Origin of the sequence: Neorhizobium sp. SOG26 (assembly GCF_003491345.1) — a bacterium.
In the GTDB taxonomy this organism is placed as follows: domain Bacteria; phylum Pseudomonadota; class Alphaproteobacteria; order Rhizobiales; family Rhizobiaceae; genus Neorhizobium; species Neorhizobium turbinariae.
In genome coordinates this window covers 2628738-2642478 of the sequence record NZ_CP025512.1, presented here as the reverse complement: position 1 = coordinate 2642478, position 13741 = coordinate 2628738, and the positions used below count along the sequence as shown (strand labels likewise).

Sequence of the window (13741 nt, the reverse complement as noted above, 5' to 3'; positions counted from 1 at the left end):
GATCAGGCCTTCTGGATCAGGAAACGGTGGCCGGTCTCCGTCTTTTCAGACCGCAGAAGCTGGTGGCCGTCCTGGTTGCAGAAATGCGGGATATCGATCCCCGCAAGCGGGTCAGTCGTCTCGATCGTCAAACGGTAACCGCTCGGCAGGTCTTTCAGCCGCCGGCGTGTCTTCAACACGGGAAGAGGACATTTGAGCCCGCGAAGATCATAAAGATCTTCGGCTGGAACGGTCATTCCTTGCTCCAGAACTTCCAGAACGGCTTCTTGGCCTGTTCGGCGACCGGTGCAGCCGGTGCCGAATAGGCAAGCGGGTTCTGCGCCGGAACCGGAACGGCAACCGTCTGGCCACGGGCGTCTGCAACAGTCGCCGGTACGCTTGCCGTCGTCGTTGCTGCTGCCGGCAGGCGGTCCTGCTTCATGCGCTCCGCTGCGGAAGATGCGCGGGGGGAGGACGGTGCGGTCGAGGCCAGCATGACGCTGTTGGCCGGTGCGCCCGTCGCCTTGCCGCCGTTCATCCGCTTTTCCATCATCTGCGCGAATTCGGCCTTGCTCATCAGCTTGCCGGCTTCGAGCGAGGTGCCGGTCGGTGCGTAAGCGAGATCACGGCCCTTGCGCTTGTTGGCGACGACCGCCTTGCGCTCGGCTTCGGTCGGCTCATACCAGACCTTGTCCTGGTACTTGTCGAGCGCCTTCTGGTAGGCAAGTTCGTAGGACTTCGAGTAGGACGTCAGGGCTGACGCCAGCGCCGGCGGCGTCTGGGTCGGCGGGCAGGCCGAGGCGGGGGCGAAGGTGCCGTTGCCGCTGAGCTGCTGATTGAAGACGTATTTCTTTTCGCAGACATTCACTTCCGGCGGGCGCTTGGTGACCTCGAAGTGGTCGTAGCCCGTCTTGATCATCTTCCAGAAGTCGTAGTTCGGGTTGTCGCGATGGCGCGCCATGTTTTCCGCCGTCATGCGGAACGGATAGGCCTGCAACTGAACCGAGCTCTGGCCGCCGCGGAAGGCATCACGCGCAAAGGCGTAGATTTCCAGCACCTGCTCGTCCGTCATCGAATAGCAGCCCGAAGACGAGCATGCGCCATGGATCATCAGGTTGGAGCCGGTGCGCCCGTTCACCGCGTCATAGCGGTTCGGGAAGCCGGTGTTGATGGCGAGATAATATTTCGAGTTCGGGTTCAGGTGCGCCGGCGTCAGGCTGTAGAAGCCTTCGGGCGCCTGGCGGTCGCCTTCCTTCACCTTCGGTCCTAGCTTGCCGGACCAGGCGCAGATGTCGTAGCTCTTGATGAGGTCGAAGCGGTTGTCCGCCTTCGCCTTCCAGATCTCCAGCTTACCTTCTTCCTTGAAGATGCGGATCATGATCGGCGAGTTGCGCGGCATGTTCTTGGCCTGCATGTCGGCCAGGATCTTCGACGGCAGCGGCTGCTCGACCTTGTTCTTGACGCTCTTCAGATCAATCGATGCTGTATCGAGCGTATCGTTGCAGCCCGTCAGGGCGGTCGCGACGAGAAGGGCAAGAGCGATGTGTTTCAGGCGCATCGGATGACCACACGAACTAGAACGGCGAATGGAATCGGTACAGGCATAAATTTAAAGCGGCAGTGTTTACATATTCTTAACCGCTAAAGCCGGCCTGTCCAGCCGGACCGCCAGTGGATTCACTGATGCAGCAATGTGGCCGAATTTGGCTATCGGCCGCAATTGGGTTGGTCAGAGGTTGCGGCCGATGTCCAGGAATTTTTGGCGACGTGCGGCACGCACTTCCTCGCCGGACAGGCTGCTGAGGTCCTTGAGCGCCGATTCCACGACCTTACCGGTGGCAGCGATCACCGTTGCCGGGTCGCGATGGGCACCGCCGACGGGTTCTGGAATAATGTCGTCGATGATGCCGAGCGCCTTCAGGTCTTCCGCAGTGATCTTCATGTTGGTTGCCGCTTCGCGGGCGCGGGTGGAGTCGCGCCACAGGATCGATGCTGCACCTTCCGGCGAGATGACCGAATAGATCGAGTGCTCGAGCATGTAGACGCGGTTGCCGGTGGCGATCGCGATCGCGCCGCCCGAGCCGCCTTCGCCGATGACAACCGAGACCATCGGCACCTTGATGCCAAGGCACATTTCCGTGGAACGGGCGATGGCTTCCGCCTGGCCGCGTTCTTCCGCGCCAACGCCGGGATAGGCGCCGGCCGTGTCGATCAGCGATATGACCGGCAGATGGAAGCGGTCCGCCATCTCCATGATGCGGATGGCCTTGCGGTAGCCTTCCGGCCGCGGGCTGCCGAAGTTGTGCTTGAGACGGGTCTTGGTGTCGAAACCCTTTTCCTGGCCCATGACGGCGACCGGCATGCCATTGAAGCGTGCAAGGCCGGCCTGGATGGCAGCGTCTTCACCGAAGTTCCTGTCGCCGGCGAGCGGCGTGAAGTCCGTGAACAAAGCGGCGGCGTAATCGACGAAGTGGGGGCGCTGCGGATGACGCGCCACCTGGGTCTTTTCCCAGGCGCCGAGCTTGGAATAGATTTCCCGCTGTGCTTCCCGGACACGTCCTTCAAGGCGATTGATCTCGTCCGAAGTGTCGATACTCTCGTCCTCGGATGCAAGCTTCTTCAGCTCATGGATCTTCGCCTCGAGGTCGGAGATTGGCTTTTCGAAATCGAGATAAGTCTGCATCAGGTCCGGTTTCCGGTTATTTCTACCTCAGGAACACGGAGTTCCCGTTCAGCTTGGCGCCTCTAATCAGCGTTTTTGGCCTGTTTTGCAAGAGGGTGATGTGTTTCCACCAGCTCCCGCAGCCGTTCTTCCAGTACATGGGTATATATCTGCGTGGTTGAAATGTCTGAATGTCCAAGCAGTTCCTGCACCACACGAAGGTCTGCGCCATTCTGAAGAAGATGGCTTGCAAAGGCGTGCCGCATGACGTGCGGCGAGATTGCGGTCGTCTTGAGCCCCGCGCGGGCGGCGAGTGCCTTCAGGTCCCGCGCGAAGACCTGGCGCGGAAGATAGCCCTCCTTGCCCGATGATGGAAAGAGCCAGGGGCTGTCTCCCGTCTTCGCAATCGCTGCCGTGCGCGCCTGCGCATAAGCTTTCATGGCCGCAATGGCTGAACGTGACAACGGAACGAGCCGTTCCTTGTTGCCCTTGCCGCGGATCATCAGGAAGCGGCCTTCCTGGTCCAGCACCTTGGCCGGCAGCGACACAAGCTCGCTGACACGCATGCCCGTGGCATAAAGCAGCTCGAGAAGGGCATGCATTCGCAGGCGCGTCAGTTGGTCAGGACCAACTTGCGAGGCTTCCGCAGCCGCCAACTCGAGCAGGCGGGTCACATCCTCCTCGCTCATGGTCTTGGGCAAGGAGCGGCTTTTCTTCGGGGCGTCGAGGATAGACGAGGGATCGTCGCCGCGCAGGCCTTCGGCATAAAGGAACTTGTAGAACTGCCGCATGGCAGACAACCGCCGTGCCTGCGAGGAGGCGGCAAATCCCTGGCTGTTCAGATGGGCGAGATAGGCGGAAAGATCAGTGCTGCTGGCATTGAGCGGCGACTTATCCTGCCCCGCGAGGAAGCCATGCAGGTCGTCCAGGTCACGCTGGTAGGAGGAAAGTGTATTTCCGGCCGCACCCCGTTCGGCACTCATCATCTCGAGGAATGCTTCGATATGCGCTCGGGAAAGATCGGCCATGGGCCTCCGCCGTGGTTACTGCGCCGGCGCCGGGTTCAACCGCTCGGAAGGGATGCGCACCGTGACATCCCGCTCACGCGGCTCAACCAGCATCACGAGAGCCACCATGCTTCCATAAATGATGCCGGCAATCACCGCCAGGACGAACAAGAAACGGAATAGGGTGGGCATTCAAGACTCCGCAGCACGAGGTGCACTATATCGACGAACCTTGGCGGAAGGGCAACAGCTAACAAACACCTGTTGCCTTTCAAGGTTGCGACGGCTTGACGCTGCGGGAGCATTTGTCGATACCGTTTCCTCAAACGGGACACGACAATGACAGAAACATTAACCTCCGTTGCCGAACAGGCGCGCGCTGTGCTTGGCAGGCGGAATCTGGTCTTTGTGGGTCTCATGGGCGCTGGCAAGTCGGTGATCGGGAAACTGGTCGCCCAAAGCCTCTCCATCCCCTTCGTCGATACCGATGCCGAGATCGAGAAGGTCTCGCGGATGACCATCCCCGAGCTTTTTTCAAGCTACGGCGAGACGGAGTTCCGGGCGCTTGAGACCCGGGTGATCGAGCGCCTCATGAGGAACGGCCCCAAGGTCATCTCCACCGGCGGCGGCGCCTTCATCAACGAAAACACCCGCAAGCAGATCAGGGCGAGTGGCGCCATCTCGGTCTGGCTGAAGGCCGATCTCGACATCCTCTGGGAGCGGGTCAGCAAGCGCGACAACCGGCCCTTGCTGAAGACCGAAAACCCCAGGCAGACGCTGGAAAACCTGATGATCCAGCGTTACCCGATCTATGCTGAAGCGGACCTGACGGTGCCCTCCATCAATGTCCGCAAGGATGTCATGGCCAATTCCGTCCTGTTGGCCGTGGCTGACATGCATCACGAAAGTCGCCTGTCATGAACATTTCCAAACCCGAAGGTGCAAACGAGCGCGCTGCCGAGCGCCTGGTGCATGTGCCGCTGGAAGGCCGCGCCTATGACATCCTGATCGGGCCTGGCCTGATCGGCCGGGCAGGCGGTGAGATCACCTCGCGGCTGAAGGGTCGCCGGGCGGCGATCGTCACCGACGAACATGTCGGGGCGCATTATCTCGAAGCTTTGATGGACAGCCTGCAGACGGATGGCATCGAGGCGGTGTCGCTGTCGCTACCGGCGGGCGAAAAAACCAAGAGCCTCGAACACCTGTCGACGGTCTGCGACATGGTGCTGACGGCGCGCATCGAGCGCAATGATGCGGTGATTGCGCTTGGCGGCGGAGTCATCGGCGACCTTGCCGGCTTTGCCGCCGGCATCGTGCGGCGCGGCGTGCGCTTCGTGCAGATCCCGACGACCCTGCTGGCGCAGGTCGACTCTTCCGTCGGCGGCAAGACCGGCATCAACACCCGCCATGGCAAGAACCTTCTTGGCGTGTTCCACCAGCCCGACCTGGTCCTGGCCGATAGTGCTGCGCTCGACTCCCTTTCAGAGCGGGAGTTCCGCGCCGGTTATGCGGAAGTCGCCAAATACGGGCTGATCGACAAGCCGGATTTCTTCGCGTGGCTGGAGAAGAACTGGAAGAAGGTTTTTGAAGGCGGGCCTGAGCGCATCGAGGCGATAGCCGTCAGTTGCCAGGCCAAGGCGGACGTTGTGGTGGAAGACGAGCGCGAGACGGGCCGCCGCGCGCTTCTCAACCTCGGTCATACATTCGGCCATGCGCTGGAAGCGGCAACGCAATATGACAGCAGCCGTCTCGTGCATGGCGAAGGTGTTGCAATCGGCATGGTGCTGGCGCACCAGTTCTCCGCGCGCCTCAACCTCGCAAGCCCGGATGACGCCAAGCGCGTCGAAGCGCATCTGCGGGAAGTCGGTCTCCCGACCACGATGGGCGAGATCCCGGGCGAACTTCCGCCGACGGAAAAGCTGCTCGATGCGATCGCGCAGGACAAGAAGGTAAAGGGCGGCAAGCTCACCTTCATCCTCACCCACGGTGTCGGCCAGTCCTTTATTGCGGACGATGTGCCGCCGTCCGAGGTGCTGAGCTTCCTGGAGGAAAAACGGCCGAAATGACGTCCGGGGGTATGGGTTCACGCTTGGTCAATGCGCTGATCCGCGGGCTTCTCCGCTGGTCCGGCGCATCCTTGTCCAGGGAGACGCTTGGTTTCTCCACCCACGACGACCTGCATGCCGCGCTCGATGCGCTCCACCGGGAGGGCAAGTTCGACAGGCAGGATCGCGACCGCCTGAGTGGACTTTTCGATCTCGAGGAACTCGAGGTCTCCGATGTCATGAAGCACCGCACGGTGATGCGTGCCGTCAATGCCGATGACCCGCCGGAGGTTTCGGTGCGGGCGATCCTCGAAAGCCCGTTCACCCGCATGCCGGTGTGGCGCAATTCGATCGAGAACATCATCGGCGTGGTTCACGCCAAGGACCTGCTGCGCGCACTTGCGGAGCCCGGCGTGCAGCCGGAAACCATCGACCTCGTCAGGATTGCGCAAAAGCCCTGGTTCGTGCCCGACAGCACCAGCCTCAAGAACCAGCTTGGCGCGTTCCTGCGGCGCAAGATGCATTTTGCTGTCGTTGTCGACGAATACGGGACGATGCAGGGCATCGTGACACTCGAGGACATCCTGGAAGAAATCGTCGGCGATATCGCGGACGAACACGATATCGAGATCCAGGGCGTGCGGCAGGAGGCCGATGGCTCGATCGTCGTGGATGGCTCGGTGCCGATCCGGGACCTCAACCGCGCGCTCGACTGGAACCTGCCGGATGGCGAGGCGACGACGATTGCCGGGCTTGTCATCTACGAGTCGAAGCTCATCCCGCAGGAGCGGCAGGCCTTCACCTTCTACGGCAAGCGGTTCATCGTCATGAAGCGCGAAAAGAACCGCATCACCCGGCTGCGGATACGGCCTGCCGATGAGGCCGATTTGCCAGCGGAATAGTGCTGGATTTTGTGACTGCCGTCTTGGCCGAACGGCGCCGAATACCTATCTAGGATCCACTACCAGCGGGTCGGTTCACCCGGCGCAGATGCCTCCACAGCCAGTGCATGCAGGCCTGCATCCAGTTCCGGCTTCAGAAGAGCATTCACCGTCCGATGCCGGTCGAGCCGGCTCATCCCGGAGAATTTTTTGGACACGATGCGTACCCGCATATGGGTTTCGCCAGTTCCGGTGATGTCGGGTTGGTGACCGGCATGCTGGTGGCTTTCGTCGATCACGACGAGCCGCTCAGGTTCGAGTTCACTGGTCAGAAGAGCTTCGATCCGGGCACGGACTGACATTTGTTTTCTCGCTCCTCAAGGGGCTCGGGCGACGCAAGAGGGGTACCCAGAAACCAGCAAGAAAGCGCTTTGTCAATTCTTGTTCCGCCCTCTTCATAATCCCATAATGAAGGCCTTATGAAATTAGATTCCAAATATTTCGATCGCATCAGGACGCGCCGCAAGCGTGAGCAGGAGGCTACGCCTCAGGCTCCCACGTGCCAGTGGGACGGGTGCGACAAGCCGGGCGTTCACCGCGCGCCGGTCGGGCGCAATGCCGAAGGCCAGTTCTTCCTCTTCTGCTTCGAGCACGTGCGCGAATACAACAAGGGCTACAACTATTTTTCGGGCCTGTCGGACACCGAGATCGCGCGCTACCAGAAGGAAGCGATCACTGGTCATCGCCCGACCTGGACGGTGGGCGTCAACAAGTCGGCCAAGGATGCACCGCTGCATTCCACGGCGCGCTCAGGTGCCGCCCATACCCAGCAGCGCTTCAAGGACCCGTTCGGCTTCGTGTCGCAGGCGCGCGCCGGCGGGGGCGGACGCTACGAGACGCAGGGGCGAAAGCTGAAGACGCTCGAAGCCAAAGCCTTTGATACGATGGGTCTTGGCGCCAATGCGACATCGGCGGAAATCAAGAGCCGCTACAAGGAATTGGTCAAGAAACACCACCCCGATGCCAATGGCGGAGACCGCGGATCCGAAGAACGTTTTCGTGCTGTCATTCAAGCATATCAGTTGTTGAAGCAGGCAGGTTTCTGCTAAGCCGTAACCTCAATGGCATTGAGGATGATGGCCGGGCGGCGATCCGCGCCTTGGAGAGATGATGAGTAAGATTGATCTAGATATTTCCAATCTTCCCGACACGACCGTTTCGGTTCGGGAAGTCTTCGGCATTGACAGCGATATCAAGGTTCCTGCCTACAGCAACGGCGACCCCTATGTACCGGATCTCGATCCGGATTACCTCTTCGACCGTGATACGACGCTCGCCATCCTCGCCGGCTTTGCGCATAACCGACGCGTCATGGTGTCGGGCTTCCACGGCACCGGCAAATCCACGCATATCGAGCAGGTCGCAGCGCGCCTCAACTGGCCTTGCGTGCGCATCAACCTCGATAGCCACGTCAGCCGTATCGACCTCGTCGGCAAGGACGCGATCGTCCTGAAGGACGGCAAGCAGGTCACTGAGTTCAAGGACGGCATCCTGCCCTGGGCCTACCAGCACAATGTCGCGCTGGTGTTCGACGAATACGATGCCGGCCGCCCGGACGTGATGTTCGTAATCCAGCGCGTGCTGGAATCGTCTGGCCGCCTGACCCTGCTCGACCAGAGCCGCGTCATTCGTCCTCACCCGGCCTTCCGCCTGTTTGCGACCGCCAACACGGTTGGCCTCGGTGACACGACCGGCCTCTACCACGGCACGCAGCAGATCAACCAGGCGCAGATGGACCGCTGGTCGATCGTGACGACGCTGAACTACCTGCCGCACGAGAAGGAAGTCGATATCGTTGCCGCCAAGGTGAAATCCTTCGGCAGCACCGCGGAGGGTCGCGAGACCGTTTCGAAGATGGTTCGCGTTGCCGACCTGACGCGCTCGGCCTTCATCAACGGCGATCTTTCGACCGTGATGAGCCCGCGTACCGTCATCACCTGGGCGGAAAATGCGGAGATCTTCGGGGATGTTGCCTTCGCCTTCCGCATCACCTTCCTCAACAAGTGCGACGAACTGGAGCGCACGCTGGTTGCCGAACAGTATCAGCGGGCCTTTGGCGTCGAGCTGAAGGAAAGCGCGGCAAACATCGTTCGCGGAGCCTAAGCGAGGAAGGCGAAAGCATTGGCAGGTCGCGGAGACAATTCGAAGGCGAAGGCTGGCGGTCCGGTTGATACCGAGCCGTTGCGCCGTGCCATCACCGGCTGCGTCCGCTCGATTGCGGGCGACAGCGAGGTCGAGGTTACGTTCGCCAATGAGCGCCCGGGCCTTGCCGGAGAACGCATTCGCCTGCCTGAAATCTCCAAGCGTCCGACGGCGCAAGAGCTTGCGGTTACCCGCGGGCTCGGCGACTCCATGGCGCTGCGGCTCGCCTGCCACGACACCAATGTGCATGCCAGCATGTCGCCGCAAGGGGCTGACGCCCGCGTCGTCTTTGATGCGGTCGAGCAGGCGCGCGTCGAGTCGATCGGCGCGTTGCGGATGGCCGGCATGGCCGCCAACCTCAATGCGATGCAGACGGAGAAATACGCCAAGGCGAACTTCTCCGGCATCGAACGCCAGGAGGATGCGCCGATCGCCGAGGCGGTCGCCATGCTCGTGCGCGAAAAGCTGACCGGCCGGGCGCCGCCATCCAGCGCCGGCAAGGTGCTCGACCTATGGCGGCCGTTCATCGAAGAAAAGGCTGCCGGCGACCTCGACAACCTGCGCAACGTGATCGAAGACCAGCAGGCCTTCGGCAAGCTCGTGCGCAACATGCTCACCTCCATGCAGATGGCGGAGGAATTCGCCGACGAGACCTCCGAGCCGGAGGAAATGGAGAACCCGAACGACGAGGAGCAGCCGCGCTCGAACGAGACCGAGAACGAAGAGGTCGAGGAAGAGGCTGGCGCCGATGCGCAGCCCGCCGAACAGAGCGATGTCTCCGACGACGAACTCGAAGAAGGGGAGATGGACGGCGCTGAAATGTCCGACGACGACATGTCGGACGATAGCGACGAACACTCCGAAACGCCGGGCGAAACCCGCCGACCGAACAGCCCGTTCGACGACTTCAACGAAAAGGTCGACTACAAGATCTTCACGCAGGAGTTCGATGAGGAGATCCTTGCCGAAGAGCTTTGCGACGAAGCCGAGCTTGATCGCCTGCGCGCTTTCCTGGACAAGCAGCTGGCGCACCTGCAAGGCGCCGTTGGACGCCTGGCGAACCGCCTGCAGCGCCGCCTGATGGCGCAGCAGAACCGTTCCTGGGACTTCGATCTTGAGGAAGGATACCTCGATCCGGCCCGCCTCGTGCGCCTGATCATCGACCCGATGCAGCCGCTCTCGTTCAAGAAGGAGCGGGACACGCAGTTCCGTGACACGGTCGTTTCGCTGGTCATCGACAATTCCGGCTCGATGCGAGGTCGCCCGATCACGGTTGCCGCCACCTGCGCCGATATCCTCGCCCGCACGCTGGAGCGCTGCGGCGTCAAGGTCGAGATCCTCGGCTTCACGACCAAGGCGTGGAAAGGCGGACAGGCGCGCGAGAAGTGGCTGGCCGCCGGCAAGACGCCGACACCGGGCCGCCTCAACGACCTGCGCCATATCGTCTACAAGTCCGCTGATGCCCCGTGGCGCCGTTCGCGTCGCAACCTCGGCCTGATGATGCGCGAAGGCCTTCTGAAGGAGAATATCGACGGAGAGGCCCTGATGTGGGCTCACCAGCGGCTCATTCACCGGCCCGAGCAGCGCAAGATCCTGATGATGATCTCGGATGGTGCGCCGGTGGATGACTCGACGCTGTCGGTCAATCCGGGGAACTACCTGGAACGCCATCTGCGGGCCGTGATCGAGCAGATCGAAAGCCGCTCGCCGGTGGAGCTTCTGGCGATCGGTATCGGTCACGACGTCACGCGCTACTACCGCAAAGCCGTCACCATCGTGGATGCGGACGAGCTTGCCGGCGCGATGACCGAGCAGCTTGCCGAACTCTTTGCCGAAAACAATGGTCCTGCGGCGGGCCGCATGCGCCGGGCCAGCTGAGGCCGTTCTTGAAGCTCAGCCGTTTCGCGCTCTGCGCCGTCGCCGCCCTCTGCTTTGCTTCTCCGGTGGCGCCGGCCGGCGAAGATATCCCCGTCCAGGTCAGTGTCATCAACCGGTTTGCACCGGGTGGGCAGACCCGGTTCGGTGATCTGGAGTTCCTCGGCGGGCTGCAATTCACCTCGCCGGATCGTCGGCTGCAATCCCTGTCCAGCATCCGCTTCCGAAGGGACGGAGAGCGTTTTGTCTCCGTGCTTGATACGGGCCATTGGCTGACCGGTCGCATTCGCCGCGACGGCGAGGGTCGGCTTTCCGGACTGGCAGAGCTTAGCGTGGATCCCATGCGGATCCGCGGCGGGCGGATCGGCACGAAATACAACACGGATGCGGAGGGGCTGGCGCTACGGGATGGCGAGGCGCTGGTGAGCTTTGAGCAGTTGCACCGCGTTGATGTCTATCCGGATCCCGGTTTTGAGGCGTCCGGGCCTTTGCGGACGCTTCCCCTGCCGATCCCGCGCCGCGAGTTCCGGATGAACGGCGGCATGGAAACGGTTGCCGTGTCGCCGAAGGACAGCCCGCTCGGGGGCGCCCCGATCGTCATCACCGAAGAAAGCCTAGACGACAAGGGCAACATGTTTGCCGCAGTCCTGGAGGGGCCGCTGAAGGGGGTTTTCAAGGTGGTGCGCCACGATCCCTACAATGCGACCGATGGCGCCTTCCTGCCGAATGGCGACTTCCTGCTGCTCGAACGCCGGTTCAGTTTCCTGACCGGGCTCGGCATGCGCATCCGCAGGCTCAAGGGCGAAGACATCCGTCCCGGTGCTGTGGTCGATGGCGAGGTGCTGCTCGATGCAGACATGCGCTACGCCATCGACAACATGGAAGGTCTGGATGTGATTGCCGGCCCGGATGGCCGGCCGCATGTGATCATCGTCTCGGATGACAACGGCAACATGATCCAGCGCAACATCATGCTGGAGTTCCGGCTGAACCGCTAGAAAGCGGCCCAGCGGTTGCGAGCTCAGGCGGTCTTCGCTGCCTGCGGCATGGGCTTCAGCACGTTCATCAGCGCGCCATAGGGGAGCAGCAGCACGACGCCGACGATCATCTTGACGCAGAGGTCGCCCAGTGCCCAAGAGAGCCAACGCGGCGCGTCAGCCGAGAAGACGCCGAGGATGGGCGCCCAGCCGATCGCAAAGTCGTCGTTCGCACCGATGAAGACGAAGGCCGGCGCAAAGGCGATCGAGAAGAACAGCAGCGTGTCGATGGCCGAGCCCATGAGCGAGCCGGCGAGCGGCGCCTGCCACCAGGTCTGGCGGCGCAGGCGGTTGAACACCGAGATGTCGAGAAGCTGGCCGATCAGGAACGCCGTGCCGGACGCGATCGCGATGCGCGGCATCGATGCGTAGAAGGACAGCGCGACGCCAACGACAAAGCCGACGAACACGACGCGGCGGGCAATTGCCGGGCCGAACTGGCGGTTCGTCAGGTCGGTGATGAGGAAGGCGATGGGATAGGTAAAGGCGCCCCAGGTGAGGAGATCGCCGAGCGCAATTCCGAAAAGCGTGCCGGAAAGCGGGTATTGCACCATGATGTTGGAAGCGACGACGATCGCCGACATCAGCAGGGCATAGACAAGCGTATAACGGGTCAGGAGCATTTTTTTATCCTGGGTGATGCCACCAGTTGGAGTCCTATGGAGCCAAGAGAAAAGGCTTGAGCGGTTTTATCCGCCAAGCCTTCCCCAAAATCCAATGATGTGTTTGCCGATTAGGCAGCTGCAGCTTCTGCAGTCTTCTTGGCGATCTGGCGGCGCAGAAGGCGGGCGCGCATCGACAGGTCGTTCTCGTTCGACTTGAGCAGGAATGCGTCAAGGCCGCCACGGTGTTCAACCGAACGCAGGGCGTGTGCGGAAACGCGCAGACGGAAGCGCTGGCCGAGGGCGTCGGAGATCAGCGTGACCTGGCAGAGGTTCGGCAGGAACCGGCGGCGGGTCTTGTTGTTGGCGTGGCTTACGTTGTTGCCGGTCTGGATGCCCTTGCCGGTCAGTTCGCACACACGAGACATGGATTCACCTTTGTTCTTCTGCAATCGGATGGTCCTTCCAGGCAATGCCCGGTGCCCGATCCAACTGGTCCTGATTGGAAAGTTGCGGTTCTATAGTCAGTGAGATCCGGCGCGTCAAGCCAAAACCTCGTTTTGCGGTGAAGAGATTCCGGCCGGCAGCGCCGCGTAGCGCTATTTTCTTGCCATTATGCACCGTCTATATGTCCGCAGGAAGACGCCTGTCGCGACTCCGCAGCCCGGATGGAATCATGAAATTCAAAGGCCGTTTCGTTGCCGCGCTCCTGCTTCTGCCCGCCTTGGTGGCCACGCCGCTCGGTTCGGCGGAAGTTCGCCATGTCAGTGAATACGATATCAGCCTCGGCATCCTGCCGATCGCGAAAGCCTCGTTTTCGAGCGAGTTCGGCGATCGTGACTACAAGATCAACGGGACGTTCCGGTCTGCCGGCATCGCTAACCTGATCAGCAAGGTTTCGGCGGAAACCAGCGTGAGCGGCCGGATGCAAGCCGACAAGCTGCAGGCGGACCAATATCACCTGGTCTATAGCTCCGGGCGGCGTACGCGCGTCTACCAGGTGCAGTACCGCAACGGCAACGTCACGCAGACGACCATCCAGCCGGAGCCGACGCGCAACCCGAAGAACTGGGTGCCGGTGACGGATAAGGACCTGCGTGCGGTGCTTGATCCGTTGAGTGGCCTGGTGTTTCCGGCAAGCGCCAAGGTCTGCCCGAGCCGGCTGCCGATCTATGACGGCGAGTCGCGCATGGACCTGGTGCTGACACGCAAGGGTACGAAGCAGTTCTCCACCGCAGGCTTCAAGGGCGAGGCGATCGTCTGCTCCATCCGCTACCAGCCGAAATCCGGCTATCGGCGTGGCCGCAGCGACATCGAATACCTGAGCAGGACGCCGATGGAGATCTGGTTTGCCAAGGCCCAGTCGGCAAATGTATATGCTCCCGTTTATGCGGTGATCCCAACGAGGATGGGGCCGGTTTACGTGACAGCCGTCCGGTACGGCGGTTGAA

At 61.7% G+C, this 13741-nt stretch carries 15 protein-coding genes and 1 pseudogene; 8 read left to right on the top strand and 8 right to left on the bottom strand.

Annotated features, from left to right (window positions below; translation table 11 throughout):
* Nucleotides 1-2 precede the first annotated feature (2 nt).
* The 5 genes from CYG48_RS13140 to CYG48_RS13120 form a co-directional block, all read right to left on the bottom strand.
* A complete protein-coding gene (locus CYG48_RS13140) occupies nucleotides 3-236 on the bottom strand; it encodes a sulfurtransferase TusA family protein (RefSeq protein WP_118850788.1) in 234 nt (77 codons plus the stop codon).
* Nucleotides 233-1537, bottom strand: a complete 1305-nt coding sequence (locus CYG48_RS13135) for a L,D-transpeptidase family protein (RefSeq protein WP_118850787.1) — start codon at nucleotides 1535-1537, stop codon at nucleotides 233-235. Before CYG48_RS13135 ends, CYG48_RS13140 begins: the two co-directional genes overlap by 4 nt.
* A 171-nt stretch (nucleotides 1538-1708) precedes the next feature.
* The gene (locus CYG48_RS13130) at nucleotides 1709-2662 is read right to left on the bottom strand and encodes an acetyl-CoA carboxylase carboxyltransferase subunit alpha (RefSeq protein WP_118850786.1); all 954 of its coding nucleotides are present in this window, start codon (nucleotides 2660-2662) and stop codon (nucleotides 1709-1711) included.
* 62 nt (nucleotides 2663-2724) lie between these two features.
* A complete protein-coding gene (xerD, locus tag CYG48_RS13125) occupies nucleotides 2725-3669 on the bottom strand; it encodes a site-specific tyrosine recombinase XerD (RefSeq protein ID WP_118850785.1) in 945 nt (314 codons plus the stop codon).
* A gap of 15 nt (nucleotides 3670-3684) precedes the next feature.
* The gene (locus CYG48_RS13120) at nucleotides 3685-3840 is read right to left on the bottom strand and encodes a hypothetical protein (protein ID WP_118850784.1); all 156 of its coding nucleotides are present in this window, start codon (nucleotides 3838-3840) and stop codon (nucleotides 3685-3687) included.
* Nucleotides 3841-3987: 147 nt separating this feature from the next.
* Here CYG48_RS13120 and CYG48_RS13115 point away from each other — a divergent pair, with 147 nt between their 5' ends.
* The 3 genes and pseudogenes from CYG48_RS13115 to CYG48_RS13105 all read left to right on the top strand — a co-directional run.
* Entirely contained in the window at nucleotides 3988-4569 is a 582-nt protein-coding gene (locus CYG48_RS13115) for a shikimate kinase (protein ID WP_118850783.1), read from the top strand.
* Entirely contained in the window at nucleotides 4566-5714 is a 1149-nt protein-coding gene (gene aroB / locus CYG48_RS13110) for a 3-dehydroquinate synthase (RefSeq protein WP_118850782.1), read from the top strand. The genes CYG48_RS13115 and aroB overlap by 4 nt, the downstream gene beginning before the upstream one ends.
* Nucleotides 5715-5731: 17 nt before the next feature.
* A pseudogene (locus CYG48_RS13105) lies at nucleotides 5732-6595 on the top strand (HlyC/CorC family transporter); the annotation flags it as partial.
* Between the two features lie 59 nt (nucleotides 6596-6654).
* On the opposite strand, the gene CYG48_RS13100 reads toward CYG48_RS13105, so the two are convergent.
* A complete protein-coding gene (locus CYG48_RS13100) occupies nucleotides 6655-6936 on the bottom strand; it encodes a BolA family protein (RefSeq protein WP_118850780.1) in 282 nt (93 codons plus the stop codon).
* A gap of 117 nt (nucleotides 6937-7053) precedes the next feature.
* Between CYG48_RS13100 and CYG48_RS13095 the strand changes: the two genes are divergently transcribed.
* The 4 genes from CYG48_RS13095 to CYG48_RS13080 all read left to right on the top strand — a co-directional run bounded on the left by CYG48_RS13095 (nucleotide 7054) and on the right by CYG48_RS13080 (nucleotide 11649).
* The gene (locus CYG48_RS13095; protein ID WP_118850779.1) at nucleotides 7054-7683 is read left to right on the top strand and encodes a J domain-containing protein; all 630 of its coding nucleotides are present in this window, start codon (nucleotides 7054-7056) and stop codon (nucleotides 7681-7683) included.
* Nucleotides 7684-7744: 61 nt separating this feature from the next.
* A complete protein-coding gene (cobS, locus tag CYG48_RS13090) occupies nucleotides 7745-8737 on the top strand; it encodes a cobaltochelatase subunit CobS (RefSeq protein WP_118851650.1) in 993 nt (330 codons plus the stop codon).
* An 18-nt stretch (nucleotides 8738-8755) separates the two neighbouring features.
* Nucleotides 8756-10654 carry a cobaltochelatase subunit CobT gene (gene cobT, locus CYG48_RS13085; protein WP_118850778.1) on the top strand — a complete coding sequence of 633 codons (1899 nt, stop codon included), beginning with the start codon at nucleotides 8756-8758 and terminating at the stop codon, nucleotides 10652-10654.
* Nucleotides 10655-10662: 8 nt separating this feature from the next.
* On the top strand, nucleotides 10663-11649 hold the full coding sequence (locus tag CYG48_RS13080; protein ID WP_118850777.1) for an esterase-like activity of phytase family protein: 987 nt from the start codon (nucleotides 10663-10665) through the stop codon (nucleotides 11647-11649).
* Nucleotides 11650-11672: 23 nt separating this feature from the next.
* On the opposite strand, the gene CYG48_RS13075 is transcribed toward CYG48_RS13080, so the two are convergent.
* A complete protein-coding gene (locus tag CYG48_RS13075; protein WP_118850776.1) occupies nucleotides 11673-12311 on the bottom strand; it encodes a queuosine precursor transporter in 639 nt (212 codons plus the stop codon).
* A gap of 110 nt (nucleotides 12312-12421) precedes the next feature.
* Entirely contained in the window at nucleotides 12422-12718 is a 297-nt protein-coding gene (rpmB, locus tag CYG48_RS13070; protein ID WP_118851649.1) for a 50S ribosomal protein L28, read from the bottom strand.
* Between the two features lie 248 nt (nucleotides 12719-12966).
* Here rpmB and CYG48_RS13065 point away from each other — a divergent pair, with 248 nt between their 5' ends.
* Nucleotides 12967-13740 carry a DUF3108 domain-containing protein gene (locus CYG48_RS13065; RefSeq protein WP_118850775.1) on the top strand — a complete coding sequence of 258 codons (774 nt, stop codon included), beginning with the start codon at nucleotides 12967-12969 and terminating at the stop codon, nucleotides 13738-13740.
* Nucleotide 13741: the final 1 nt, after the last annotated feature.